The sequence below is a fragment of the Pseudomonas uvaldensis genome, assembly GCF_021271205.1.
GTDB classification, from domain to species: Bacteria; Pseudomonadota; Gammaproteobacteria; order Pseudomonadales; family Pseudomonadaceae; genus Aquipseudomonas; species Aquipseudomonas uvaldensis.
Genome location: NZ_JAIWKS010000001.1, coordinates 617350 through 642703, shown reverse-complemented (window position 1 = coordinate 642703; position 25354 = coordinate 617350). Strand labels below are relative to the sequence as shown.

The following is a 25354-nucleotide window of genomic DNA, read 5'->3' as shown; positions in this document are numbered from 1 at the left end:
TGTGAGCGGCGCATGATCAGCCGCCGCTCAGGCTTGCCCTGTGTGTTCAGTCGATGCGTTTGGCCGACTTGATGATCACAGGGTCGATCGGCACGTTTTGCATGCCTTGTTTGGTGGTGGACTGGGAGTTGACGATGATGTCCACGACATCCATGCCCTTGACCACTTTGCCGAAGACCGCATAGCCGGCGTCACGGCCCGGATCGAGGAAGGCGTTGTCGGCCACGTTGATGAAGAACTGGCTGGTGGCCGAGTTCGGGTTGGACGTGCGAGCCATCGCCAGGGTACCGCGAACGTTATGCAAGCCGTTGCTGGCTTCGTTCTGAATCGGGGCCTTGGTCTCCTTCTGTTGCATTTGCGGGGTAAAGCCACCGCCCTGGGCCATGAAGCCCGGAATCACTCGATGGAAGATCGTGCCGTTGTAGAAGCCGCTGTCCACGTACTCAAGAAAGTTTTTCGTACTGGCAGGCGCCTTGACCGGGTCCAGTTCGATTTCGATCTGGCCGTTGGTAGTCTCCAGCAGTACGTGCGGCGCCTTGGCCGGCTGCGCCGCCATCAGATTGGCGGCAAACAGAACGGTGCCGGCGGCGAGGGCGATTTTTTTCAGCATGGGTCAATGATCCTGATGGGTAGAGTCGACTGCGATCAGAAAGTCGAGCAGGGTTTGGTTGAAGCGTTCGGGTTGATCCAGCGGGGTAGCGTGCCGTGAATCGGCGATCACTACCAGCCGTGCATCGGGCAGCAGCTTTACATAGGCTTCTTTCACCGCCACCGGGGTGTAGTCGTGATCGGCACAGATGACCAGGGTTGGACAGGCAATTTGCGAGAGTCGTTCCTGCACCCCCCAACCCACGACGGCATCGAAGCTGGCGAGATAAGCATGTTTGTCGTTCGTTGCCCAGCGCCGGGCCATTTCCAGTCGTAACTCGGTCTGTTCGGGTTTGGGAAAAAGCTTGGCGCCCAGGGCCTTGCCGATGGTTTCCAGGCTGAGGAGGCGCATCAGGCTCCAGCGCTTGAACCATTGCCAGCAATCGTCGAGCGTGCGGATCTTTACCTGGGGCGTGCTGTTGACAATGCACAGGCTCTTGACGAGACCGGGTTCGTCCACCGCCAGTTGGAAGGCGATCATGCCGCCCATGGACCAGCCCACCAGATGCACCGGACCCAGGCCAAGGTGTTCGATCAGGGCGATCAGGTCGGCGCTGAAGCCTTCAATGCTGTAGTGCCCGCGGGGTTTGTCGGAGCGGCCGTGACCGCGCACGTCCACGACGATCAGGCGGTAGTGGGCGGATAACACCGGGATCTGCTTTTCCCAGTCCCGCGTACTGGAGCCCAGCCCATGGACCAACAACAAAGGTGCGCCATGGCCGTACTCCTCGTAGTGCAGGTTGCAATCTTCATGAGCGAAATAGGCCATGGGCGAAGTCCTTGTCAGGCTTGTTCAGGGGCGGCGAACGGCGCATCGAGCGGCGCGGTGTCGAAGGTACGCAACAGTTCGATGAGAATCTGGGTAGCCGGGCCGAGGGGTTTTTCCTTGTTCGAAAAAAGATAGAAGGTGGAGTTTCGGCTGCCTCCCTGTTCCAAGGGTAGACGCTTGAGCAAACCCTCCTTGAGTTCCCGCTCGATCATGTGCCGGGGCAGCCAGGCGAAGCCCAGGCCACTGCCGACGAAGGTCGCGGCGGTGGCCAGGCTGCCGACGGTCCAGCGCTGTTCGGCACCCAGCCAGCCGACGTCCCGGGGCTGCTGGCGACCGGAGTCGCGGATGACCACCTGCAGTTGGCTTTCCAGGTCCTGGAAGCTTAGCTCGCGATTGAGCCGATGCAGGGCATGTTCGGGATGGGCCACCGCGACGAACTCCACGTCGCTCAATTCCGCCCCCAGGTAGCCGGGGATGCTGAAGCCGCTGATGGCCAAGTCCGCTACGCCTTCGAGCAACACTTCCTCGACCCCCGACAGCACTTCTTCTCGCAGACGCACCCGACAACCGCGGCTCTGCGGCATGAACGCCGTCAGGGCCCGCACGAGGCGCGCGGAGGGGTAGGCAGCGTCGACTACCAGGCGCACTTCGGCTTCCCAACCTTGCTCCATATGATGGGCGAGGTCCTCCAGTTGGCTGGCCTGTTTCACTAATTGCCGGGAACGACGCAACAACACGCCGCCGGCCTCGGTCAGCACGGCCTTGCGTCCATCGATGCGCAGCAGCGGCACGCCGAGCTGGTCCTGCATGCGAGCCACGGTGTAGCTCACCGACGACTGGGAGCGATGCAACACTTCGGCGGCCTGGGCGAAACCGCCGTGGTCCACCACGGCTTGCAGCGTTCGCCATTGATCAAGGGTCACGCGGGGCGCTTTCATATTGAGCTCCTCTTGTCCTAAGCTGGCGGTCCCTGGGTGGAGACTGCCGAATGAAGAAAATCTGTTGTGCGTTGCTGGCCCTGTTGCCGCTGACTGCCCTTGCCTATCCCATCGATGTGGAAAAACACCTCGAAGGGGTGAGCATCGACTACACCCCCTACGACACCGATGCCGATATCGGTTCCATTCAGGTCAACAACTACGGCAATACCGACGCGGCCTGCACCGTGCTGTTCCGCAATGGGCCCGAGGCGCCTCGTACCCGCAAGATCGAAGTCGCCGCGGGTAAATTCAAGAACGTTACCGCCAAGTTCAACCGCGACATCATCAAGCTGCGTATTGTGCTGACGTGTAAGCCGAAATGATCGGATGCAAGGCGGCGACACAACGCTTGCCTTGCTTATAAACGAATTTATCGATTGTTTGCAGCAGTTATTTGCGCTTTTTCATCGATAAGGTCACGTTTAACCTTCACTCCATCGACTGACAACATTCTCCGATGGAGGCTACATCCCATGTCCCGCGTTCTGATCATCGAAAGCAGTGCTCGCCAGCAAGACTCTGTTTCCCGCCAACTGACCCAGACGTTCATCAACCAGTGGAAAGCCGCCCATCCGGCCGATGAAATCAGCGTCCGCGACCTGGCCGTCAACCCGGTGCCTCATCTGGACGCCAACCTGCTGGGTGGCTGGATGAAGCCTGTCGAGCAGCGCAACGACATCGAGAATGCGTCGCTGGAGCGCTCCAACCGGTTGACCGATGAGCTGCTGGCCGCCGATGTCCTGGTCATGGCCGCGCCGATGTACAACTTCGCCATCCCCAGCACCCTGAAAGCGTGGCTCGACCACGTGCTGCGTGCCGGCGTGACCTTCAAGTACACCCCAACCGGCCCGCAAGGCTTGCTGACCGGCAAACGCGCCTTCGTCCTGACTGCCCGCGGCGGGATTCACGCCGGTGCCAGCTCTGACCACCAGGAACCCTACCTGCGTCAGGTCATGGCGTTCATCGGTATCCACGACGTGACCTTCATCCATGCCGAAGGCATGAACCTGGGGGGCGACTTCCAGGAGAAAGGTTTGAATCAGGCTAACGCCAAACTGTCCCAGGTCGCTTGATCCGTTAATCCTCGGGTAATCGTCAGGTGGCCTACTGACCTGGCGCTTCCCTTCAAACCGTTTTGCGCATCGAACCTCCCTTTGCACTTATTGCTCCTGAGTGCCGTAGCCCGATCGAACGCTTTAGCGAGATCGGGCTTTTTTTTGCCTGTGATTCCACTTACACATACCGCCCCCTGTGGGAGCGGGCTTGCTCGCGAAAGCGGAGTATCAGCTGATTGACTGACCCACCGCCTTCGCGAGCAGGCTCGCCCCCACAGGTCAAAACCGCTATCTTCGCCGCCATTCGAAACGAGGGGCGTATGGGCTATCTACTTTTTGTGACCTTGATCCAGGCATTTTCCTTCAGCTTGATCGGTGAATACCTGGCCGGGCATGTCGACAGTTACTTTGCGGTGCTGGTGCGGGTGGTGCTGGCGGGGCTGGTGTTCATCCCGTTGACGCGTTGGCGTCAGGTGGAACCGTCGTTCATGCGCGGCATGCTCCTGATCGGCGCGTTGCAATTCGGCGTGACCTACGTGTGCTTGTACCTGAGCTTCCGGGTGCTGACCGTGCCCGAGGTGCTGCTCTTCACCATTCTCACACCGCTGCACGTTACTTTGATCGAAGACGCGCTGAACCGCCGTTTCAATCCCTGGGCGCTGGTCGCCGCGCTGGTGGCCGTGGCCGGTGCGGCAGTGATTCGCTACGACCGGGTCAATCCGGATTTCTTCATGGGCTTCCTGTTGCTGCAACTGGCCAATTTCACCTACGCGGCCGGGCAGGTGCTGTACAAGCACTTGGTGGCGCGCCACCCCAGCGACCTGCCGCACTACCGACGGTTCGGCTATTTCTACCTTGGCGCGTTGGCGGTGGCATTGCCGGCCTTTTTGCTGTTCGGCAAGACCAACTTCTGGCCCGAGGCCCCGCTGCAATGGGGCGTGCTGGTGTTCCTCGGCCTGGTCTCCACCGCGCTGGGGCTGTACTGGTGGAACAAAGGTGCATGCCTGGTCACCGGCGGGACGCTGGCGGTGATGAACAACCTGCATGTGCCGGTGGGGCTGTTGCTGAACCTTCTGATCTGGAATCAGCACGAAGAACTGGGGCGGCTGTTTCTCGGCGGCGCTGTCATCCTGGCGGCGGTGTGGATCAGTCGGTTGGGCCTGCACAGACCGCGGACGGCTTAGTCGCCAGTTGTTCAACCAGAAACTCAATGAACGCCCTGGTCTTCTGCGGCAGGCGCCGGGCTGACGAATACACCGCGTTAATGCTGATCGCCGGTGCCTGCCATTCGCACAGCACCGGCACCAGACGCCCGGCGGCCAGGGCGTCTTCGACGATGAAGTCCGGCAGCAGCGCAATGCCCATGCCGGCCTCGGCGGCCTGGGCCAGCAGGTCGCCGTTGTTGACGTGCAGGGGACCTGTGACCGTCACCCGTTGCGTCTCCTTGCCATTGCACAGTTGCAGGCTCACACCACTTTGCAGGTAGCCGTAGTTGAGGCACTGATGGGCGCGCAGCTCCTGGGGTGTCTGCGGGACGCCTGCGCGCTCGAGATAGGCGGGGGCGGCGACCATGATCCGCGGGGCCGGGGCGAGCTGGCGAGCGATCATGGTCGAGTCGGGCATGCTGGCGATGCGGATGGTCACGTCGAAGCCGCCGCGTACCGGATCGACCTGCTGGTCGCTGAGCACCACTTGCAGTTCGATGTTCGGATGCCGCTCGTGGAACAGAGGAATCAGCTTGCCCAACCGGCGCAGGCCGAACGACATGGGTGCGTTCACCCGCAACACGCCGCGCAGTTCACCGATCCCGTCCCGTGCCCGTTGTTCGGCTTCATCCAGTGCCGCCAGGACTTCCCTTGCCGCTTCGAAATACTCTGCACCCGCTTCGGTGAGGTGCAGGCTGCGGGTGGTGCGTTGCAGCAGTTGCACACCGATCGCTTCTTCCAGCGCCTGGATCTGCTTGCTGACTTTCGACCTTGGCACGTCCATGGCCCGGGCGGCTGCGGCGAAGCCATTCTCGCCGACCGTGACGACGAACGCGCGCATGCATTCGATGCGATCCATTATTGTCCCTTTTTTAGAATCAATGATTCTCGATTTTAGGTAATTGTCCCTTTAAATGCGAGCCCCTAAAGTAGCACCCATGCCGACGACATCACCGACGAAGGCAAGCGCTACTTACCCAAACCATTGAAATTTCGACATTAAAAAAGGAACACACCATGTCTAACCGCGAACTGCTGAACCCAACCAACTCCGCCCTGATCCTGATCGACCACCAGCCACAAATGGCCTTCGGCGTGCAATCGATCGACCGCCAGACGCTGAAGAACAACACCGTGGGTTTGGCTAAAGCCGCAAAGATCTTCAACGTGCCGACCATCTACACCTCGGTGGAAACCGAAAGCTTCAGTGGCTACATCTGGCCTGAACTGCTGGCGGTGCACCCGGACCAGAAACCCATCGAGCGCACCTCGATGAACTCCTGGGAAGACAAGGCTCTGGTAGACGCGGTGAAAGCCACCGGTCGCAAGAAACTGATCATCGCCGCGCTGTGGACCGAGGTCTGCCTGACTTTCCCGGCGCTGGAAGCCCTGGCTGAAGGCTACGAGGTGTACATCGTCACCGACGCCTCTGGCGGCACCACCAAAGAAGCCCACGACATGTCGGTACAGCGCATGATTCAAGCCGGTGCGGTGCCGGTGACCTGGCAGCAGGTGCTGCTGGAATACCAACGTGACTGGGCGCACAAAGAGACTTACGAGGCGGTGATGCAACTGGTACTGGAACACAGCGGCGCCTACGGCATGGGCGTGGACTACGCCTACACCATGGTCCACAAGGCCCCGCAGCGTCAGGCCAAATAATTAGCCAGTAGCCACAACCCCCTGTGGGAGCGAGTCTGCTCGCGATAGCAATCGGTCAGACGACATCGGTGTCGACTGGGGTTGCCAATCGCGAGCAGGCTCGCTCCCACAAGGGTGTGTGGGTTTCAGATGACTTTTTTCTGTGGTTCGGGAATATGACTTGCCCCCAACACCGCCGGCAACACCCCCGAACGCAAATCCATGCCGCTCGGCTGCTGATACAGATGCAACCCGAACTCGGGCATCACCGCCAGCAGGTAATCGAAGATATCCCCCTGGATTCGCTCGTAGTCGGCCCACACGGTGGTACGGGTGAAACAGTAGATTTCCAGCGGGATACCGTGGGCCGTGGTCTGTAGTTGCCGGACCATGCAGGTCATGTTCGGCTGAATCTCGGGATGGCTCTTGAGGTACGCCAGGGCATAGGCCCGGAACGTACCCAGGTTGGTCATCCGCCGACGGTTGGCCGACATCGCCGCGACGTTGCCCTGGGCTTCGTTCCAGGCCTTGAGTTCGGCCTGTTTGCGGCCGATGTAGTCGGTCAGCAGGCGTACCTGTGTCAGGCGCTGCTCTTCCTCATCGAGTAGAAAACGCACGCCGCTGGCGTCGATGAACAGGCTGCGCTTGATCCGTCGCCCACCGGACTGCTGCATGCCGCGCCAGTTCTTGAACGATTCGGACATCAGGCGCCAGGTAGGAATCGAGACGATGGTCTTGTCGAAGTTCTGCACCTTGACCGTGTGCAACGTGATGTCCACCACATCACCGTCGGCGCCGACCTGGGGCATCTCGATCCAATCGCCGACCCGCAGCATGTCGTTGCTGGTCAGTTGCACGCTGGCAACGAACGACAGGAGCGTGTCCTTGTACACCAACAGAATCACCGCCGACATCGCACCCAGGCCCGAGAGCAGCAACAGCGGCGAGCGATCGATCAGGGTGGCGACGATGATGATCGCGCCGAATACATACAGCACCATCTTCGTCAGCTGTACATAACCCTTGATCGAACGGGTACGCGCGTGCTCGGTGCGGGCATAAACATCCAGCAGGGCGCTGAGCAAGGCGCTGATGGCCAACAGCATGAACAGAATGGTGAACGCGGTGGCGACATTGCCGAGAAACACCAGGCTGGTCTTGTTGAGGCCGGGCACCAGGTGCAGGCCGAACTGGATGATCAACGAGGGCGTGGTCTGTGCCAGGCGATGAAAGACTTTGTTCTGGCGCAGGTCGTTGACCCACTGCAGGGCCGGTTGGCGACCGAGCAGCTTGGCGCCATGCAGGATCAAGTAGCGCGCCAGGCGTCCGAGGACCAGCGCAATGACCAGCAACAGCGCCAGAGCGATGCCCGAATGCAGGAGTGGATGCTGGTCGAGGGCACCCCAGAGGTCTTGAAGGTTGAGCCAGAGCTGTTTGATATCCATGGGCGAAACGGTTCTTCTGTGGGCGTGACGAAGCGAATTAGAGCATTTAACCCCGGTGAAGTGACCGTTGATGGCGGACTCGTTGATAAAAACACGCAGATTTGTCGCCGTTTGCACAAAGAAACTCGGCCTTCGCGCTTGAAACCGTTACCCTATGCAGCTGTTTTTTTGCATTTCTTCGAGGTAGCACCCGTGTTTTCCGAATTCGCCCTGCACGAACGCCTGCTCAAAGCCGTGGCCGAGCTTAAATTTGTCGAGCCAACGCCTGTGCAGGCAGCGGCCATTCCGCTCGCGCTCCAAGGGCGTGACCTGCGGGTGACGGCGCAAACCGGCAGCGGCAAGACCGCCGCGTTCGTGCTGCCGATCCTCAACCGCCTGATTGGCCCGGCCAAGATCCGCGTCAGCATCAAGACCCTGATCCTGCTGCCAACCCGTGAACTGGCCCAGCAGACGTTGAAGGAAGTGGAACGCTTTTCCCAGTTCACCTTCATTAAGTCCGGTCTGATCACCGGCGGCGAAGATTTCAAGGTTCAGGCCGCCATGCTGCGCAAGGTGCCGGACATTCTGATCGGCACGCCGGGGCGGATGATCGAGCACCTGAACGCCGGCAACCTCGACCTCAAGGAAGTCGAAGTGCTGGTGCTGGACGAAGCCGATCGCATGCTGGACATGGGCTTTGCCGAAGACGTGCAGCGTCTGGTGGATGAGTGCAGCCAGCGTCAGCAGACCATGCTGTTTTCCGCCACGACCGGCGGCTCGGGCCTGCGGGAGATGGTTGCCAAGGTGCTGAACAACCCTGAGCACCTGCAGCTCAACGCGGTCAGCCAACTGAACTCCTCCACCCGTCAGCAAATCATCACCGCCGATCACAACCAGCATAAAGAACAGATCGTGAACTGGTTGCTGGCCAACGAAACCTACGAAAAAGCCATCGTCTTCACCAACACCCGAGCCATGGCCGACCGCATCTATGGCCGTCTGGTGGCCCAGGAATACAAGGCGTTCGTGCTGCACGGCGAGAAGGACCAGAAGGATCGCAAGCTGGCCATCGATCGTCTCAAGCAGGGCGGCGTGAAGATCCTCGTCGCCACCGACGTCGCTGCCCGTGGCCTGGACGTGGAAGGCCTGGACATGGTCATCAACTTCGACATGCCCCGCAGCGGCGATGAATACGTACACCGCATTGGCCGTACCGGCCGTGCCGGCAATGATGGCCTAGCGATCTCGCTGATCTGTCATGGCGACTGGAACCTGATGTCGAGCATCGAGCGCTACCTCAAGCAGAGCTTCGAGCGCCGTACCATCAAGGAAGTCAAAGGCACCTACAGCGGACCTAAAAAGGTCAAGGCTTCGGGCAAGGCTGTTGGCGCGAAGAAGAAAAAAGTCGATGCCAAGGGCGACAAGAAGAAATCCGCCGCCAAGGCCCCGACCAAGCGCAAGACCGCCAACCGCCCTAAGACCGAGGCCCCGGCCCTGGTCAGCAAGGACGGCATGGCCCCGCTCAAGCGCCGCAAGCCACAGGCGCCGGCGGCTGAGTGACACGGCGATAAGCTTCATAAAAAAACCGGACCCTGGGTCCGGTTTTTTTATGGGGGTGATTGAGCGCTCAGCCAGCCTTCCTTTCCGCCGCTTCCAGCTCTTGCAGGCGCTTATCGATCAACTGGCATTTGTCCGGCAGATCCTTGCTGGACGTTCCCAGATCCATGGCCTGCAATTCGTCGTTCATTTCCTTGGCCTTGGCCGGATCCTGCTCGGTGAGCTTGGCGACCTTGTCGGCCAATTGTTCGCGTTTGATGGTCGCTTCCTCGGGCGTGCAAGTAGCCCAGGCGGGCAGGGCGCAGGTCAGGGCGGCCGCGAGAGTGAACTTCATGAGGGTTTTCATGGTGTGGGCCTCGTATTCCTTATTTGGGCAGTAATGGGTTGAGGCTTGGGTTGGGTTGAAAGTTCATTAGTCCGAGGGGGGAGGTGCGGCTGGCGAGATGTCTGTCGACTTCAGAGGCAACTTCCGGCCTTCAAGCGGGACGTTTCGTACCTGAAAGACCGAGGGGGCTGATTCCCGATGAACGGTCGGGGTTATACCTTGGGCGTCCCACTATTTAATTGACGTCAGGGAAGCTTGGTTCTTGGGGGGGGAAAAGGTTCGCTGAACACATCCTTGCTGGATGAGCTAACTGCGAACGGCGTGAAGTTTACTCCAGAAAATGTCGTTGCGACGGCACGTGATTCTAGTGGAAAGGTGATATTTCTAGAGACGGGGAACTCAAAGGCTGGGTTACAACATATCGTTGAGGAGCACGGTGCTCAGTTTGCTCAAATGGGGGTTCTGAGGCTCAGATTCCCGAAGTCGTAATGAGAGGGGTTTCAGAAGGTAAACTCGTGGGGTTACCAAGGCTCGGGAGCAGGGCGCCCGATTTATGAGCTAAGTATTAATGGGCAGACGCAACGAATAGCTGTGACTGTAGGGGATAATGGTTTTGTAGTTGGTGCGAATCCAAGGGGAAGCCTTAAGTGAAATGTATTAAGTTAATGGCTGATTATCAGTGTTATCCAATATGGAATACTTCACCAGGGGAGTATGGGGATATGTCTCCTTGTGATCTTCCAATTTCCAAAGAGCTCCAGGATCGCATACTGAACTGGGCTGTCGTATATGATGGAACTTTAGATTCCGATTATCCGCCAAACTCCGGATTTAAGAGTTCTGAGTTAGAGGACGACTTTAAGCGGGAGGGTGAGCGATTAGTTAAGATGCTGAGGGATGAGCTTGGCCCTGGTTTTTCCGTTACTCTTAAGGTTTGAGATTGATGATTGTTGGTGAGAGGATGTATGAGTTTAGATTTCGATCTTTTTTTATATCGAGATCTCTGGTTTGTGAAGTGCTGGTTCTGTTTTTTAGGTTCTCAGGGGCGGGATGGGTTTCATTAGATATCGGGGAGGGCGTGTTAAGGGTTTTATCCGTTGGCTCTGAACCGAAGCTGTTGGGGTTAGATGAAATATCTGATGATTTCGCTTACCCGATTCGGAATTCGGATGAGCTGAATAAGTATTTTGATAAGCAGCTCCTTGCTGTATATAAGTACGTTGTAGTGAATGTTGAAGATGGGTGTGTTGGTGTGTATTTTGATTTTGGGGGTTGTGGGTTTAGCGTTTTTGAGTCCGAGGATGGTTTGTCTATCGTTGATGGTGTAGTTCGAGTTTCGGATGACGTGGCTTTATGTGGTTTAAAAATTTAAAGAATGAAAAGATGTAGTAAAAACGGGGCAGATTTATTTTTTCATCCTCTGCTACGCTGAAAGTTTCCAAGGAAAAAGGGGGCGGGTTTATTTTTCACAGTCGGATTCATATTTTCTCGCTTGTAGTCGTTAAATTGAATTGAATCCTGTGCGCGCTCGCATGGTCGCCAACGTCGCAGACTATGCATGGTCGAGCTATCGAAGCCGGGTAGATAATGAGTCTGGTGGGGGCTGGTTAGATGCTGATCCATGCTTTATGGCCTTGGGTGATACCTCGATGGAGCGGCGGCTTCGGTATGAAGAGTTTGTGCGCCAGGCCATTCCGACTGATCAGCTTCGATTAATCCGCGATGCTTTGCAGCGAGGTCAACTAACGGGTACAAGCCGTTTCGTAGATGAGGTCGAGCGGATTGCGGGTGTGCGGGTAGAGCAGCGAGGGCAGGGGCGGCCGAGGGCTGGGTCTGGAAAATATATCTGTCCCCTTTTTGGACAGGAGGCCAAATATTATGTCGAAAGCATCGAAAACTGACTGGGGACGCCTGGCCAATATGGACGACCAGGACATCGATACCAGCGATGTTCCTGAACTGGATAAGGATTTTTTTGGCCGGGCCGAGTTGCATGTGCCGGTAAAGAAGGCCGTGACTATTCGCCTCGACGCCGATGTGCTTGAGTGGTTCAAGGGACAGGGCACAGGCTATCAGACACGTATTAATCAGCTCCTGCGCCAGTACATGCAGGCTCAGCAGAGCCACCGGCACTGAACAACTGGCGTTGAAATGGGCGACCGGCGGCCGCCCGTCCCATTTATTCCCCAGCCTGTGCCCGCAACCGCCTCCCAATCACATCCATCACATCACAGCCATCACGTAGCGCTATCGTCAGCATTTTGCAGAAGTCGGTCAGCACCACCGTCTCCGAGTCGATATCCGAACGAAAGGCAATGTTTTCCAGTACCTGGGTCACGGTGCGGATGCGGTAGTCGGGAAAAAAGGGGACAGATTTATTTTTCAACCCTCTGCTACGCTGAAAGCTTCCAAGGATGGAGGAACCCAATATGCCCAGGATGGGACGTATTGTTTTACCGAATTACCCACATCACGTAGTACAACGCGGCCATAACCGGCAGGTGGTGTTTGCAGCGGCAGAGGACTATCAGCGCTATCTCTCTGATCTGCGCGAGCTAAAGGATGCGTTCGGGGTAAAGGTCTACGCCTATTGCCTGATGACGAATCATGTCCATTTGCTGCTAGCTCCAGGGGAGTCGACTGTTGGGCTGGGGCAGTTAATGAAAGCATTGGCTGCTCGTGCGACGCGCTATCGAAATCGATTGGAAGGGCGTTCAGGCACCTTGTGGGAAAGCCGTTACAAATCCAGCGTGGTACAGTCGGATTCATATTTGCTCGCTTGTAGTCGTTACATTGAATTGAATCCTGTACGGGCTCGCATGGTCGCCGATGTTGCAGACTATGCATGGTCGAGCTATCGAAGCCGGGTAGATAATGAGTCTGGTGGGGGCTGGTTAGATGCTGATCCATGCTTCATGGCCTTGGGTGATACCTCGATGGAGCGGCGGCTTCGGTATGAAGAGTTTGTGCGCCAGGCCATTCCGACTGATCAGCTTCGATTAATCCGCGATGCTTTGCAGCGAGGTCAACTAACGGGTACAAGCCGTTTCGTAGATGAGGTCGAGCGGATTGCGGGTGTGCGGGTAGAGCAGCGAGGGCAGGGGCGGCCCAGGGCTGGGTCTGGAAAATAAATCTGTCCCCTTTTCTATGCATTACAGGCACCTTGTGGGAAAGCCGTTACAAATCCAGCGTGGTACAGTCGGATTCATATTTGCTCGCTTGTAGTCGTTACATTGAATTGAATCCTGTGCGCGTTCGCATGGTCGCCAACGTCGCAGACTATGCATGGTCGAGCTATCGAAGCCGGGTAGATGATGAGTCTGGTGGGGGCTGGTTAGATGCTGATCCATGCTTCATGGCCTTGGGTGATACCTCGATGGAGCGGCGGCTTCGGTATGAAGAGTTTGTGCGCCAGGCCATTCGACTGATCAAATTCAATTGATCCGCGATGCTTTGCAGCGAGGTCAACTAACGGGTACAAGCCGTTTCGTAGATGAGGTCGAGCGGATTGCGGGTGTGCGGGTAGAGCAGCGAGGGCCGGGGCGGCCGAGGGCTGGGTCTGCGAGGGCTGGGTCTGGAAAATAAATCTGTCCCCTTTTCTCTTAGTGTTGAACAAAATATTGCTGTTGGGGTTGGCTCAAACGGCTTCGTGGTTCGAGCTAATCCGGTCAGCTCTTGGAAGCCATTGCCATGATCAGGTTAAGACTAACAAATGAGTATTTGGCTGGGCCGATATTCTGCCCAGATCCGGATAGAATGGGGCACATTGATATTGAAGATCTGCCGATTTCTCAAGAGTTGAGGGCCAAAATCAGTAAGTGGGACGGTGAGTATCAGGCGACGTTCAACAGTGACTACCCGCCAGATTCTGGTTTTACCACGCCTGAGGCAGAGCTTCGGCACATAGCCGAAGGGATGCAACTGGCCAAATCGATACAACAAGAACTAGAGAGTGATTATACGGTGGAGTACTGCCCATAGCCGATAATTAGTCGGTGTAAAAGGTACTGGTAGGAAAAAAGGGGACAGATTTATTTTTCAAGGCGTGCGTTGAAAATAAATCTGTCCCCTTTTTTCCTGACGCTGGTCGATCATGGTGAACGGCAACTGGCGGTTGACGTTCGAGTTTCGTGAAGGGAACGCTTATGTTCTGGACTATGAGGATTACCACTGATGAACATGCACAACCCTCCCCACCCTGGTGAATTTATCACTGAGGTCTACCTGGAGCCGAACGGTATCAGTGGTCGCGAATTGGCTGAAAAACTTGGCGTTGCGCCCTCAACTCTCAGTCGTGTTTTGAAGGGTTCCAGCCGCGTTTCACCTGAAATGGCGCTGCGGCTGTCGGTCGCGCTGGGCCGCTCACCAGAAAGCTGGTTGGCTATGCAAGATGCTCACGATCTTTGGGTAGCTCGCCAGCACGTTGATTTGCAGCAGGTAGGAAAGCTTGCTTTTGCATGATCAGCAAAGGGTTGGATGAGTTATTCCTGTTTTCGAAGTTGGTTGGTCTTGCTGGGTAATTCGATCATTCCCTGGGCGTATGCGACCGTCGCTATAGCTTTGTCGATATAGCTAGCATTGCCGGTTTCCAAGGCATCGGCAATGAATTCAGAAATGGCTTCAGGTGTGCTGAGGTATTCGGCGGGGTTGAACTCTGTGAAAGTCTCTGTCATGTGCTTTCCGTGTCTACGGTACGCAGGTTCAACCGCGTCCTCCGATGGCAACTTTGCTTATTGAAACGTGAAACGGGCGACCTAAAATCGCCCGTTTTTCATTACTCCGCCGCTTGCGCCCGCAAGCGCCTCCCAATCACGTCCATCACATCACACCCATCGCGCAGCGATATCATCGCCATTTTGCAAAAATCGGTAAGCACCAACGTGTCGGAGCTGATATCCGAGCGGAACGCTAGATTTTCAAGCAGTTGGGTCACTGTGCGGATGCGGTAGTCGGCGGTTTCGAAGAGGACGTCGAGTGGGGCTTCGGTGTCGATGAGAAAGGTGGCCGGGGTAATGTCTATGCCGGTGATAGGCATGTATCGAGTCATGATCAGAGCCTCGTGAAAAATTAATGAGTCTCTCTGTAAGTCGGGTCGCCAAACCCGTTCGCCTTTTTGGACGACGGGAGACTATAGGCCGTGCCGTTCTTCAGCCACAAGCCGCCGCTTTCCGAGTTTCAAGTAGGACGTTTGACCTGCTTGCGCTAGGTTTCGTGATTGCGGTGGTGCAGGCAATGTAGGCGCCTGCTGCGCAGTCGAGCGGGAGCAAGCTCCCTCGCCACGGGAGCTGCGCCCGACCAGCGTCCACGTCAACTGTGGCAGCAGCTATGGGGCTTGGCCTCATCATACTTATCGTGATGCCGCACCCAATCCATGATCTCGTCTTCGTTGCGGCCCTTGGGCGTTAGATCGAGGTAGTGGTAGGTACCGACCAGCATGTCCAGGCCGCGGGCATAGGTGGAGTAGGTGTGGAAGATGTCGCCGGCTTCATTGCGATAGAAGACGCTCAGGCCTGGGAGTTCGCCCTCGGTGGTGTCGGTTGTTTCGTAGTTGTAGGTGGCTTTCCCTCCGGCGGTGTCTTCGGCTTTGAAGCTGACACCGAAGTCGTAGTTGAAGTCGCAGCCGTTTGAAGAGACCCAGTCGAAGGCCCAGCCCATGCGGCGTTTGAACGGTTGGAATTCGGCGAACGGGGCGCGGGAAACGGCGACCACCGCGACGTCGTGATGGGCCAGGTGCTGGTTGGCGCCGTCGATGTGGTCGGACAGGAAGGAGCAGCCCTGGCAGCCTTCTTTCCAGCCGGGGCCGAACATGAAGTGATAGACGATCAGTTGGCTGCGGCCGCCGAACAGGTCGGCCAGGCTCAGTTCGCCGTGAGGGCCCTGGAAGCGGTAGGGTTTGTCGATTTTCACCCAGGGCAGGGCGCGGCGTTCGGCGCTGAGTTTGTCTCGTTCGCGGGTGAAGGCTTTTTCGCGGGCCAGGTGTTCGCGGCGGCCGGCGAGCCATTCTTCGCGCGAGACGACGGGGTGATTTTCTACGTTCATGGCGATTTCTCCTGTAGGCAAAGGCGCTTCAGCAAATGGTCGTTTGACCCTGGTCGGATTCGACAGACCGTTGGTCGGCGTGTGAAATGACCCGCCTGGAAGCTCGGCTGAACGGTGACGTAGCGTCTCGGTCACACCTTGAGTAGGCATCTCACTCTTTGGAGGATGGATCAGGATGACGACTTATAACTGGGACTTGATCGAAAAGTTGTTGCACGAAGTGCAGAACGGCGCCGGCCACAGCTTCACCCCTCGGCCTTATGCGGAGCAATACGCTGCAGAGAAAGCGGCGGCGGGCGAAGAAATCGAGAACCTCGATCATCTGAAAGCGGTCGCCGCCGAGTATGAAAAGTTACTGCTGGAGCGTGGCTTCATCGAGCCACGGCCGGAGGAAGAGGGCGGTAACGGCGAGAATTTCGTGCTGACGATGCGCGGCTCGCGGTTGTTGAGCCTGATCGACAGTAGCATTCCCGGCAATGATCATCCGCGTCAGGTGCTGGATGAGCAGGAGGATGCGCTGGATGAGTTTACGTTTGATGATCTGGCTTCGAAGGCGCAGATTGCCTGACGGGCAAAACACTGTCCTATTCCTGTGGGAGCGAGCCTGCTCGCGATGGCGGCGTGTCAGGTTGCATACATGTTGACTGACATACCGCTATCGCGAGCAGGCTCGCTCCCACAAGGGATCTGCACTGCACAAGGGAACTCAACAAGGGACCTCCTACATGGGGTCTGGGGGTGTTCTTATGAGCGTGCCGCCTTCAAACACTTCAAATCACTGAAATCCTTTTTCACCCCGTCGATTTTCTTCAACAACCGTTCCCGCTGGGGCGGGGTGCTGTCGGCCATCAGGTCGATCAACAGGCTGCGGGCCTGGGCTTCGGTTTTGTTGTAGGCCTCGCGGTAGGCGGGCGTCCACAGGCTTTCGCGGTCGACCAGCAGTTGTTCGATGCGTCGTGGAAAGTCGGGGCTGTGGCGTTGGGCCACGGCGGCGCTGAACTGGTTCTGCCAGTGGGCGCGGTTGGCGATCCACTGCTGGTTCTGGTCGCCCAAGGCAGTGGACCAGGCCACCACGCGTTGGCGTTGAGCGATGTTGAGCGGGCCGAGCCAGTCGTTCAGGCGTTTTTCCATGCGTTCGCTGCGTTCCTGGATCTGCTGTTGCAGCGTGGGCTTGAGGTATTGTTCCTGGCGTTTGCGCTGGTCCTTGACGAATGCGGCGTCCATGTCCGCGACTTGATCGTCGCTCAGCCCTTGTAACAATTCGATGGCCGACGGGGTGATCGCCCGTGCGGTTTCGGCGATGGCGGCCTTGGCTTCGCGGGTGCGTTGCTGGAGGGCTTCGTCGGTGACCTGATCGGTTTGCACCATGGTCTTCAAACGGTCCAGCCAGTCGAGGTAACCCGGCAGTTGGGTGGTGCAGTGCCAGCTCAGGTGTTCCTTGAGGCGCTCGTTGAACCAGTCTTTCTGCTCCCCGTTGATTTCCAGGTAGTCGTTGAGGGTCCAGGGAATGATCAGATCGAGATTGCGGTAAGCCAGGCCAATGCGGCTGCACGCAGTAAGTGTCAGCAGCAGGGCGATGAACATGGCGGTGCGGGTGAGCCAGCGCGACATGAGCGAGTCCTTGCGAAGCCATCAGGTGTTTTGTTTGAGCTTCGCAGACGCGTGGCAGTTCAGCCGATTAAAAGCGTAACGGTTAGTAAAATGGATGAGCCATCTTGAGGGTCAGCAGGCCGTCGCATTCGCTATTGTGGCCTGAATAGGCCGAGCAATTACTGCCGCTGAGGCTGGAGTCGCTGTAGATCAGGTCCAGGTCGATGCCCCGCCATGGACGGGAAATTTTCAGCGACCAATCACTGAAACTGCCGACATAGCCGTTCTCGACGGAGACAGGCGTGTTGAGCTGGTGAGTGGTGTATTTGGCGCTGACACCGATGCCGAATGGCACGTTGCCGCCGAGGTCGGCGAACAGCGTGCTGTTCTGTTTGTCCGGATCGTTACTCAGGGCCGCGCCGAAACGGCTGCCTAGCACGGTCAGGCCGCCGTAGAGCTCCTGGCTGTCGAGGGTGTCGACGGTGGGGTAGCTGTAGTGGATCAGGCCGACTTCGTAGCCCAGGGTCTGGTCGAAAGGCTGTTTGAAGCCCAGGTAGGAATCGACTTCGAGGTCGGTGGATGGGCTAAGCCCGGCGCTGGGTGACCACTGACCGAAATACCAGCCACTGTCATGGCTCAGGTCCAGGCCACCATGGAACGAACCGGTGCTCGACGGCGTGACGAGGCCCTGGGCCATGCTACGGCTGGGCGTGGTGCCGAGCTTGAGGTCGAAGTCGCCGAGTTCGCGCTGGAACACCTGCCCATGGGCAAGCGCGCAGGCCAGCAGGCTGACGGTCAGCGGGACAATAGAAATACGCATGCTTCACTCCATCAATAGCGAGGAGCAACCCGGCTGGAACACTTGAAATAGAGAGGTGCAAGCATACCGGCGAATGCCAGGCATCGAGGGCCGTTCGTCGATTTTTACGAAGGGAATGTCGCGGGAAGGGCTTCCAGTCCAAGCGCTTCGAAGCTCAAAGCGCTTTGGGACCAGATGGTGCGGGGATTACTTCTTGCCCAGGCTGATCTGCTTGGACGGGCCGAATGTCTGGCCGCTGACGCCCTTGGCAATTTGCTGGATTTCACCGCCGTTCTTGAGGAACGCAGCGATCTGATCGTTGATCGATTCGCTGGTTTCAACGGCTGGAGCTGGCTTTGCTTTGCTGTTGGATGCTTTTACGCGCATGGCGGCCATTAACCTGTGTAGATAATTAATTGGGCCAGGCATCGTACAGGAAATAACCGGCCCTTGCTTGGCCGATATTTCTGGAAACGTCCTGGCAATTGCCAGGACGGATAGGGAATTTCTCGCCAATTATTCCCCTAAGCCGCTGTTTTAAATAACAACCATGCGAAAAATATATTCGCGATGCAGCGCTGTGCAACCGCCGCCCAGCCTGAGGGCCGTCTGACGAACGGCCGGCTGAAGGCGAAAAGCCAGGAAAATCAATGGCTGCACAGGCGGCTGGCTGGCGACCACGAATCGCCGTGTAAAAACAGGTAGAATGCCGCCCACGCAATGAGGGTATTGGAAATGGCTTTAGTCGGGCGCTACAACAGTTTGCAAGTGGTTAAACACACTAACTTCGGTTTATATCTGGACGGTGGCGCTGATGGCGAGATTTTGTTGCCCAACCGTTATATTCCCAAGGATATTCCCAGCGAAGATGAAGATTGGCTGAACGTATTTATTTACCTGGACAGCGACGACAAACTGATCGCGACCACGGAAAAACCCAAAGTCCAGGTCGGTGAATTTGCCAGCCTGAAAGTGGTTGAGGTCAACAGCATCGGTGTGTTCCTCGACTGGGGATTGCCCAAGGATCTGTTGCTGCCGTTTTCGGAAGAAAAACGCCAGATGAAGGCCGGGGACTATTGCGTGGTGCATGTCTATCTCGACAAGCACACCCGCCGCATTACCGCCACGGCGCGCCTGGATCGTTATCTGGACAAGACGCCAGCCAACTACACGCCGGGCCAGGAAGTTGACCTGTTGGTGGCCGAAGCCACCGACATGGGGTTCAAGGCCATCATCAATAACAAGCACTGGGGACTTATCCACAAGAACGAAATCTTCAAGTTCATGCGCGTCGGCATGCGCGAGAAGGGCTTCATCAAGGAAGTTCGCCCGGACGGCAAGATCAGCCTGAGCCTGCAGCCGGTAGGCCAGGAAGCCGCCACCAGCCTGAACGCCAAGATCCTCGCCAAGTTACGTGAGAACAGCGGCACGCTACCCGTCAGTGACAAGAGCGATCCGGCACTGATCAGCAGCCTGTTTGGCGTGAGCAAGGGCAACTTCAAGAAAGCCATTGGTGCGCTGTACAAGAATGGGCAGATTGTCATTCATGCCGATCGGATCGAGTTGATCTGATCCTCTGCCCGACCACACTACTGAAGGTTGAGGTGATCTTGTGGCGAGGGGATGACTCCCCTTGCCACAGGTGCGGTACTCGACCACCCTCTGTATACAAATCCATGCACCTTTAGCATGCATCCGCGCCCTGTTCGTGGGCGCCTGGCTGCGCCGGCCTGGCTTCCAGCCTCGCTACACCCCCCGATTTGTCTCACATCCAACCCCTGTGGCACGCATTCTGCGTAGAGCTTCGTATACAAACCATGCCGGCTCCCGTGCGCAGTAGGGTGAACAGTTGATTCGGGGGCCCGGCTTCATAAAAAAGGAGCCCCGCAATGTCCGAGCAATTGCCCGACGGCTACAGTCCCCGCCTCTATAACGAGGACTTGGGCCCGCTGCCGCAGAAATGGAATTGGTACAACATCTTCGCGTTCTGGATGAGCGATGTGCACAGCGTGGGCGGTTATGTATTCGCCGCCAGTCTGTTTGCGTTGGGGCTGGCGAGTTGGCAGGTGCTGATTGCCTTGCTGGGCGGGATTTGCATCGTGCAATTGATCGCCAACCTGGTCGCCAGGCCGAGCCAGCAGGCGGCGGTGCCGTATCCGGTGATTTGCCGATTGGCGTTCGGGGTGTTCGGGGCGAATATTCCGGCAGTTATCCGCGGCCTGATCGCTGTGGCGTGGTACGGGATTCAGACTTATCTGGCGTCCAGCGCGCTAATCATCGTGGTACTGCGGTTTTTCCCTTCTATGGAAGCCTACGCCGCGCCGCACTTTGCCGGTTTGTCCTACTTGGGTTGGTTCGGCTTTCTCACTCTCTGGTTCGTCCAGGCGCTGGTGTTCTGGGCGGGCATGGAGTCGATCCGGCGTTTCATCGATTGGGCCGGACCGGTGGTGTATGCGGTGATGTTCCTGTTGGCCGGCTGGATCGTGTGGAAGGCCGGTTGGAGCAACATCAGCTTCACCCTGGCGGAAAAGTCTCTGTCCGGCTGGCAGGCGTTCGGCCAAGTGATCGTCGCAATGGCCCTGGTGGTGTCGTACTTTTCCGGTCCCACCCTGAATTTCGGTGATTTCAGTCGCTACTGCCGGAGCATGTCTGATGTGCGCCGGGGCAATTTCTGGGGGCTGCCGGTGAATTTCCTGGCGTTCTCCCTGGTCACGGTGGTGATCGTATCCGGGACGCTGCCGGTGTTCGGCGAAATGCTCCATGATCCGATTGCCACGGTGGCGCGCATCGACAACAGCGTGGCTGTACTTCTAGGGGCGTTTGCTTTCGTAACTGCGACGGTCGGCATCAACATCGTCGCGAACTTTGTGTCGCCGGCGTTTGACTTTGCCAACGTCGCGCCCAGCAAAGTCAGCTGGCGCGCCGGTGGCATGATCGCGGCAATTGCGTCGATTTTCATCACACCCTGGAACCTGTTCAACAACCCCGAAGTGATCCACTACACCCTGGACGTGCTGGCCGCGTTCATCGGCCCGTTGTTCGGGATCCTGCTGGTGGATTACTACCTGATCAAGAAGCAGCAGATCGACGTGGATGCGCTGTTCAATGATGGGCCGAGCGGTCGCTATTACTACAGCGGCGGCATCAATTGGACGGCGGTCAAGGCGCTGATTCCGGCAACGCTGATGGGCGTAGCGATTACCTTCACCCCGATGCTGCAACCGATGGCCAATTTCGCCTGGTTCACCGGTTGCTTCCTCGGCGGGGTGTTGTATTTCGCCTTGGCCCGGCGCGAGCCGGCCATGTTGCCGAAACCGTCGTTCAGCCAGGTCGGCCAAGCCTGATCAGCGCACGGCAGTTTGAGCGCAAGGGTTCGCTGTGCGTTCGCCGCTGGGGTGCAATAGCAGCCCACCGGCCAACAGCAGACCACTGCCGGCAATGATCAACGCCGGTTGCAACCCTCCGCTGAAATGGCTGCTCAATGCCGCCAGCAGCGGGCCACTGAGCTGGCCCACGGCAAAGCAGGCAGTCAACAGGCCGGCGTTGCGCTGGGTGGCATGAGGCGCCAGTTCTCGCGAGCGCTGCATCACCAGTTGCATGCAGGCCAGGAACGGTGTGCCACACAGGATGACGCCGAGCGCCAACCCTGCGCCGCTGCCCGACAGACAGGCGAACACCCCGACGGCCTGCAGCCACAGCGTGCCGATCAGCCAACGACCCGTGGTGCTTGGGTCCGGACGGCGCAGGCTGACCACCAGCACCCCGAGGGCGGCGGCCAAGCCGAAGCAGGGCCAGAACAGATCGGCTTGCCATTGCCCGTGGAACTGCGACGACGCCATCTGCGACAGGAACGTGGCCGGAATGATGTAGCCCACGCCGTACAAGGCGTAGACCACGCCGAGGCGGGCGATGCCACGGTTCGATGAGGTGGCGGCCGGCGCTGCAACGGTCGCGGTCGCGGCGGTGTGTGGCAGGATCGGCAGGATCACCAGCAACATCGCCAATGCCACCCCGGCGTACACCAGCCACAGGGTCGCAGAGCTCTGGCCCAGTAGATTGGAGCCCAGGGCGAGCAAGCCTGTCAGGAAAATCCCCAGCCCCGGTCCGGCAAACACCACAGCGCCAAGCCGTGGTCGCCCGGCCGTCGCTGCCAAAGGCTGGCTCAACGCGGTGATCATCACCAGTACCCAGGCACTCGCCACACCGGTGCCGAAGCGCAGCGCCAGGTGCGGCCAGAAACCCCAGGCCCAGAACGACGCCAGGGTCAGCAGCACACACAGCCACAGGCCGCCGAGCAGACGCCGCCGCACTTGATCCGGCCGGCGGGCGAACATGGCATCCAGCGCGCCGAGGAAGTAGCCCAGGTAGTTGGCGGCGGCAATCAGACCGGCGGCCGTCAAGTCGATCTGACCTTCGCCGATCAAATGAGGTAACTGAGGCGTAAGTGCGAAGCGGCCGATGCCCATGGCCATCATCAGCGCGATGAAACTGCCGAGCAGGCGGATAAGAGGTGACATGGTCGTTCTCCAGCAATGAGGCGAATGACCGTCAGGCTAGAATTCATTGACTTTCATTAAAATTGAATAATAGTGAGTAACTTGTTCTTTTTTGGAGAAGGTCGTGGAGTTCAGCCAATTGCGGATTTTCCAGGCGGTGGCCGAAGAAGGCTCCATCACCCGAGCCGCTGAACGCTTGCACCGGGTGCCGTCGAACCTCTCGACCCGGCTCAAGCAGCTTGAAGAGCAGTTGGGTGTGGATCTGTTCCTGCGCGAGCGTCAGCGTTTGCAGTTGTCACCGGCGGGAAAGGTCCTGCTGGACTATGCGACCAAGCTCTTTGCCTTGCACGATGAAGCCTACGCTGCCGTGCAAGGGGGGCAGCCCGCCGGGGATTTTGTCTTGGGTACGATGTACAGCACGGCGGCAATCCATCTGCCGGACCTGCTGGCCGGTTATCACCGCCGCTATCCGGCGGTGAACCTGCAAGTGCAATCGGGGCCCAGTGGCGAGTTGCTCGAAGGCTTGCTCACCGGGCGGCTTGATGCGGCGTTGGTGGATGGACCGCTGGAGCTGGCAGGGTTGGACGGGGTGCCGTTGTGCGATGAACGGTTGGTGCTGATCACCGAGGCCGATCATGGGCCGGTGCGCAGTGCGCTGGATGTCCAGAGGCGTTCGGTGTTCACCTTTCGTCGAGGCTGTTCGTACCGCATGCGCCTGGAGGCCTGGTTTGCCCACGACCACGCGACCATGGGCCGGGCGATCGAGATTGAGTCTTACCAGGGGATGCTGGCGTGTGTGATCGCCGGGTCCGGAGTGGCGCTGATGTCCGAGTCGATGCTGGCCAGCCTGCCGGGCCGTGAGCGGGTGGCGGTGCACCCGTTGGCCGAGCCGTTTGCCAGCGCCACGACCTGGTTGATGTGGCGCAAAGGGATGGTCGGCGCCAACCTGAACGCCTGGATCGAATTGCAACAACAAGCCTGGCCGCGAGCCTCGCGGTTGACGGCTCAATTGGCTTGAACTCCGGAGAACGGATTTGGATCAATTTAGTAACAGATCATTGCAAACTGAAGCGAGCATTGCGTAGCACATCGGACTATTATCAACGCGAAGGGGCCACAGATATCTGCCGCTCGCACGACCCTGAGGGGGCACCACGATGAAAGAGAAAATCCAGAACTGGCTTCATGACCTGGGTGTCGCGCTTGGCTTGATCGAACCGCCGATGCAACCGATCCCGATTCGCACCGATGACGAGCAACGCCGTCGCCAGCCGCGTCGCCGCTGAATACCTGTCAGGTCGTTTTTTTGTGGGAGCGAGCCTGCTCGCGAATGCGTTGTATCAGCAGCATAAGCCGTGGCTGATACGCCGCCATCGCGAGCAGGCTCGCTCCCTCAGTCTTAACCGGCAACCCTTGCGGCGCGTTGTTCAAACCGCCTTGGCCACTACGTTCGAACGTGGCGATAACACGCTCACCACCACAAAACTCACCAGCGCCACGCCCAGGCTGTAGTAGATCGGCGTGTTGGCGTCCAGCCCGTCCTTGAACATGAAGAACAGCGCCGTCACGAAGCCCAGGGACATGCTGGTGATCGCCCCGGCGGTGGTGGCACGTTTCCAGTAGATGGCACCGATCAGCGGGATAAGCATGCCGCCCACCAGCAGGTTGTAGGCCAGGGTCAGGGCGCTGATCACATCACTGACCACCAGGGCGATGCCCAGTACCACCACACCCAGCAGCAGCGTCGCGATGCGGTTTTCGTGGACGTCGGCGTTGTTGCCCTCGCGGCCACGGCGCAAGCGGGGCAGCAGGTCCTGGACCACCGTCGTGGACGCCGCCAGCAGCCCCGCCGAGGCGGTGGACATCAACGCTGCCAGTGCCGCAGCGACCACCAACCCACGAATGCCATTGGGCAGGCTGGTCTGTACGACGCTGGCGAAGGCGTTGTTGACGTTGGCGAGGTCCGGTAGCAACACCTTGGCGGCCATGCCGATCAATGCTCCGGCCAAGCCGTACAGCACGCAGTACAGGCCGGCGGCGGTGCCCGCCATTTTCGCCACGCCTTCGCTGCGGGCGGTGAAGACCCGTTGCCAGATGTCCTGGCCGATGAAGATGCCGAAGAAGTAGATCAGGAAGTAGGTGACGATGGTGTCCCAGCCGATGGCTGTGAAATCGAAGTAGCTGGCCGGCAGTTTCGCCACCATCGCGTCCCAGCCGCCCGCGTCGACGATGGACATCGGCATCAGCAGGAACACCAGACCGATGGTCATGATCAGGAACTGCACGATGTCGGTCAGGGTCAGCGACCACATGCCACCGATGGTCGAATACAACACCACCACGCCGCCGCCCACCAGGATCGAAACCCAGAAGGGCAGGCCGAACAGCACTTGCATCACGGTGCCGATGGCGATGGTCGAGGTGGCGCCGATCATCAGTGCATACACCAGCATGATCACTGCACTGGCGTGGCGCGCGGCCGGGTTGTAGCGGCGCTCCAGGACCTGGGTAACGGTGTAGATCTTGAGTTTGAGCAACGGCTTGGCCAGGAACAGGCTGAGGCCGACGATGCCCAGGCCGATGGCCCCGCAGAGCCAGAAGCCAGAGATGCCATGAACGTAACCCAGGCGCACGGTGCCGATGGTGGACGCGCCGCCCAGGACCGTGGCGGCCATGGTGCCCAGATAGAACCCCGGACCGAGGTTGCGACCGGCGACCAGATAGTCGTCACGGGTCCGGGCGCGGCGCATGCCATACCAGCCGAGGGCAATCATGCCGGCGGCGTAGATGAGAACGACGATTAAATCCAAAGCCATGGTGGCGTGT

General features: G+C 58.4%; 31 protein-coding genes and 2 pseudogenes. 18 read left to right on the top strand and 15 right to left on the bottom strand.

The features are described from left to right. Positions 1-46: 46 nt before the first annotated feature. The 3 genes from LCU97_RS02965 to LCU97_RS02955 are packed head-to-tail and all read right to left on the bottom strand — an operon-like array spanning position 47 to position 2355. Positions 47-610 carry a peptidylprolyl isomerase gene (locus tag LCU97_RS02965; protein ID WP_232775499.1) on the bottom strand — a complete coding sequence of 188 codons (564 nt, stop codon included), beginning with the start codon at positions 608-610 and terminating at the stop codon, positions 47-49. Between the two features lie 3 nt (positions 611-613). After that, on the bottom strand, positions 614-1417 hold the full coding sequence (locus tag LCU97_RS02960) for an alpha/beta fold hydrolase (RefSeq protein WP_232775498.1): 804 nt from the start codon (positions 1415-1417) through the stop codon (positions 614-616). 14 nt (positions 1418-1431) lie between these two features. Beyond that, a complete protein-coding gene (locus tag LCU97_RS02955; RefSeq protein ID WP_053155756.1) occupies positions 1432-2355 on the bottom strand; it encodes a LysR family transcriptional regulator in 924 nt (307 codons plus the stop codon). A gap of 50 nt (positions 2356-2405) precedes the next feature. Here LCU97_RS02955 and LCU97_RS02950 point away from each other — a divergent pair, with 50 nt between their 5' ends. From LCU97_RS02950 to LCU97_RS02940, 3 genes are all read left to right on the top strand, one after another. Beyond that, entirely contained in the window at positions 2406-2720 is a 315-nt protein-coding gene (locus tag LCU97_RS02950; protein WP_053155754.1) for a hypothetical protein, read from the top strand. A gap of 150 nt (positions 2721-2870) precedes the next feature. Beyond that, complete coding sequence (locus tag LCU97_RS02945; protein WP_053155752.1) at positions 2871-3470, top strand: FMN-dependent NADH-azoreductase; 600 nt, start codon at positions 2871-2873, stop codon at positions 3468-3470. Between the two features lie 302 nt (positions 3471-3772). Next, the gene (locus LCU97_RS02940) at positions 3773-4636 is read left to right on the top strand and encodes a carboxylate/amino acid/amine transporter (protein WP_053155750.1); all 864 of its coding nucleotides are present in this window, start codon (positions 3773-3775) and stop codon (positions 4634-4636) included. Here LCU97_RS02940 and LCU97_RS02935 read toward each other — a convergent pair. Continuing rightward, complete coding sequence (locus tag LCU97_RS02935) at positions 4599-5516, bottom strand: LysR family transcriptional regulator (RefSeq protein ID WP_053155748.1); 918 nt, start codon at positions 5514-5516, stop codon at positions 4599-4601. The genes LCU97_RS02940 and LCU97_RS02935 overlap by 38 nt on opposite strands. A 158-nt stretch (positions 5517-5674) precedes the next feature. On the opposite strand from LCU97_RS02935, the gene LCU97_RS02930 reads away from it, so the two are divergent. Further along, the gene (locus LCU97_RS02930) at positions 5675-6319 is read left to right on the top strand and encodes a hydrolase (protein ID WP_053155745.1); all 645 of its coding nucleotides are present in this window, start codon (positions 5675-5677) and stop codon (positions 6317-6319) included. A 125-nt stretch (positions 6320-6444) separates the two neighbouring features. Here the strand turns inward: LCU97_RS02930 and LCU97_RS02925 are convergent, their stop codons facing one another. Next, positions 6445-7743, bottom strand: coding sequence for a mechanosensitive ion channel family protein (locus tag LCU97_RS02925; RefSeq protein ID WP_232775497.1), 1299 nt, complete (start codon positions 7741-7743; stop codon positions 6445-6447). A 192-nt stretch (positions 7744-7935) separates the two neighbouring features. On the opposite strand from LCU97_RS02925, the gene LCU97_RS02920 reads away from it, so the two are divergent. Continuing rightward, positions 7936-9282, top strand: a complete 1347-nt coding sequence (locus LCU97_RS02920; protein ID WP_232775496.1) for a DEAD/DEAH box helicase — start codon at positions 7936-7938, stop codon at positions 9280-9282. Between the two features lie 67 nt (positions 9283-9349). On the opposite strand, the gene LCU97_RS02915 is transcribed toward LCU97_RS02920, so the two are convergent. Beyond that, entirely contained in the window at positions 9350-9625 is a 276-nt protein-coding gene (locus LCU97_RS02915) for a hypothetical protein (protein ID WP_053155739.1), read from the bottom strand. A gap of 994 nt (positions 9626-10619) precedes the next feature. Between LCU97_RS02915 and LCU97_RS02910 the strand changes: the two genes are divergently transcribed. From LCU97_RS02910 to LCU97_RS02900, 3 genes and pseudogenes are all read left to right on the top strand, one after another. Beyond that, entirely contained in the window at positions 10620-10976 is a 357-nt protein-coding gene (locus LCU97_RS02910) for a hypothetical protein (RefSeq protein ID WP_232775495.1), read from the top strand. A 94-nt stretch (positions 10977-11070) separates the two neighbouring features. Continuing rightward, positions 11071-11505 (top strand): annotated as a pseudogene (locus LCU97_RS02905) (hypothetical protein); the annotation flags it as partial. After that, positions 11483-11740, top strand: coding sequence for a BrnA antitoxin family protein (locus tag LCU97_RS02900; protein WP_232775494.1), 258 nt, complete (start codon positions 11483-11485; stop codon positions 11738-11740). The pseudogene LCU97_RS02905 and the gene LCU97_RS02900, both read left to right, overlap by 23 nt. 43 nt (positions 11741-11783) lie before the next feature. Here LCU97_RS02900 and LCU97_RS02895 read toward each other — a convergent pair whose 3' ends face one another. Next, positions 11784-11990 (bottom strand): hypothetical protein, encoded by a 207-nt coding sequence (locus LCU97_RS02895; RefSeq protein ID WP_232775580.1) that lies wholly within the window; start codon positions 11988-11990, stop codon positions 11784-11786. A gap of 43 nt (positions 11991-12033) precedes the next feature. On the opposite strand from LCU97_RS02895, the gene LCU97_RS02890 reads away from it, so the two are divergent. The 5 genes and pseudogenes from LCU97_RS02890 (at position 12034) to LCU97_RS02870 (ending at position 14065) form a co-directional block, all read left to right on the top strand. Further along, positions 12034-12735 carry a transposase gene (locus LCU97_RS02890; protein WP_232775493.1) on the top strand — a complete coding sequence of 234 codons (702 nt, stop codon included), beginning with the start codon at positions 12034-12036 and terminating at the stop codon, positions 12733-12735. Between the two features lie 23 nt (positions 12736-12758). Next, positions 12759-13189, top strand: a pseudogene (locus LCU97_RS02885) (transposase); the annotation flags it as partial. Between the two features lie 90 nt (positions 13190-13279). Then, positions 13280-13585 carry a hypothetical protein gene (locus LCU97_RS02880; protein WP_156315969.1) on the top strand — a complete coding sequence of 102 codons (306 nt, stop codon included), beginning with the start codon at positions 13280-13282 and terminating at the stop codon, positions 13583-13585. A gap of 112 nt (positions 13586-13697) precedes the next feature. Further along, the gene (locus LCU97_RS02875; protein WP_232775574.1) at positions 13698-13778 is read left to right on the top strand and encodes a type II toxin-antitoxin system RelE/ParE family toxin; all 81 of its coding nucleotides are present in this window, start codon (positions 13698-13700) and stop codon (positions 13776-13778) included. After that, on the top strand, positions 13778-14065 hold the full coding sequence (locus LCU97_RS02870; protein ID WP_232775492.1) for a HigA family addiction module antitoxin: 288 nt from the start codon (positions 13778-13780) through the stop codon (positions 14063-14065). Before LCU97_RS02875 ends, LCU97_RS02870 begins: the two co-directional genes overlap by 1 nt. 20 nt (positions 14066-14085) lie before the next feature. Here the strand turns inward: LCU97_RS02870 and LCU97_RS02865 are convergent, their stop codons facing one another. The 3 genes from LCU97_RS02865 to LCU97_RS02855 all read right to left on the bottom strand — a co-directional run bounded on the left by LCU97_RS02865 (position 14086) and on the right by LCU97_RS02855 (position 15643). Continuing rightward, positions 14086-14277, bottom strand: a complete 192-nt coding sequence (locus LCU97_RS02865) for a helix-turn-helix domain-containing transcriptional regulator (RefSeq protein ID WP_232775491.1) — start codon at positions 14275-14277, stop codon at positions 14086-14088. Between the two features lie 101 nt (positions 14278-14378). Further along, the gene (locus LCU97_RS02860; RefSeq protein WP_232775490.1) at positions 14379-14651 is read right to left on the bottom strand and encodes a hypothetical protein; all 273 of its coding nucleotides are present in this window, start codon (positions 14649-14651) and stop codon (positions 14379-14381) included. 260 nt (positions 14652-14911) lie between these two features. Further along, entirely contained in the window at positions 14912-15643 is a 732-nt protein-coding gene (locus LCU97_RS02855; RefSeq protein ID WP_232775489.1) for a DUF899 domain-containing protein, read from the bottom strand. Positions 15644-15818: 175 nt separating this feature from the next. On the opposite strand from LCU97_RS02855, the gene LCU97_RS02850 reads away from it, so the two are divergent. Next, positions 15819-16211, top strand: a complete 393-nt coding sequence (locus tag LCU97_RS02850) for a hypothetical protein (RefSeq protein ID WP_053155721.1) — start codon at positions 15819-15821, stop codon at positions 16209-16211. 176 nt (positions 16212-16387) lie between these two features. On the opposite strand, the gene LCU97_RS02845 is transcribed toward LCU97_RS02850, so the two are convergent. The 3 genes from LCU97_RS02845 to LCU97_RS02835 all read right to left on the bottom strand — a co-directional run bounded on the left by LCU97_RS02845 (position 16388) and on the right by LCU97_RS02835 (position 18428). Continuing rightward, entirely contained in the window at positions 16388-17254 is an 867-nt protein-coding gene (locus LCU97_RS02845) for a DUF6279 family lipoprotein (RefSeq protein ID WP_053155719.1), read from the bottom strand. A gap of 82 nt (positions 17255-17336) precedes the next feature. Next, positions 17337-18053 (bottom strand): TorF family putative porin, encoded by a 717-nt coding sequence (locus LCU97_RS02840; protein ID WP_053155717.1) that lies wholly within the window; start codon positions 18051-18053, stop codon positions 17337-17339. A 186-nt stretch (positions 18054-18239) separates the two neighbouring features. Beyond that, complete coding sequence (locus LCU97_RS02835) at positions 18240-18428, bottom strand: hypothetical protein (RefSeq protein ID WP_172679659.1); 189 nt, start codon at positions 18426-18428, stop codon at positions 18240-18242. A gap of 339 nt (positions 18429-18767) precedes the next feature. Between LCU97_RS02835 and LCU97_RS02830 the strand changes: the two genes are divergently transcribed. Together LCU97_RS02830 and LCU97_RS02825 are read left to right on the top strand one after the other, a co-directional pair. Further along, positions 18768-19604, top strand: a complete 837-nt coding sequence (locus tag LCU97_RS02830) for a CvfB family protein (RefSeq protein ID WP_232775488.1) — start codon at positions 18768-18770, stop codon at positions 19602-19604. 317 nt (positions 19605-19921) lie between these two features. Further along, complete coding sequence (locus LCU97_RS02825) at positions 19922-21376, top strand: NCS1 family nucleobase:cation symporter-1 (RefSeq protein ID WP_232775487.1); 1455 nt, start codon at positions 19922-19924, stop codon at positions 21374-21376. Here the strand turns inward: LCU97_RS02825 and LCU97_RS02820 are convergent, their stop codons facing one another. After that, positions 21377-22549: an MFS transporter gene (locus LCU97_RS02820; RefSeq protein WP_232775486.1), complete on the bottom strand. Its 1173-nt coding sequence runs from the start codon at positions 22547-22549 to the stop codon at positions 21377-21379. It lies immediately after the preceding gene. Positions 22550-22652: 103 nt separating this feature from the next. Here LCU97_RS02820 and ptrR point away from each other — a divergent pair, with 103 nt between their 5' ends. Together ptrR and LCU97_RS26615 are read left to right on the top strand one after the other, a co-directional pair. After that, positions 22653-23546 carry a putrescine utilization regulator PtrR gene (ptrR, locus tag LCU97_RS02815; protein WP_232775485.1) on the top strand — a complete coding sequence of 298 codons (894 nt, stop codon included), beginning with the start codon at positions 22653-22655 and terminating at the stop codon, positions 23544-23546. A 139-nt stretch (positions 23547-23685) separates the two neighbouring features. Then, positions 23686-23814, top strand: coding sequence for a PA1414 family protein (locus tag LCU97_RS26615; RefSeq protein WP_256222727.1), 129 nt, complete (start codon positions 23686-23688; stop codon positions 23812-23814). Between the two features lie 141 nt (positions 23815-23955). Here LCU97_RS26615 and LCU97_RS02810 read toward each other — a convergent pair whose 3' ends face one another. Continuing rightward, the gene (locus LCU97_RS02810; protein ID WP_232775484.1) at positions 23956-25344 is read right to left on the bottom strand and encodes a sodium:solute symporter; all 1389 of its coding nucleotides are present in this window, start codon (positions 25342-25344) and stop codon (positions 23956-23958) included. Between the last annotated feature and the right edge of the window lie 10 nt (positions 25345-25354).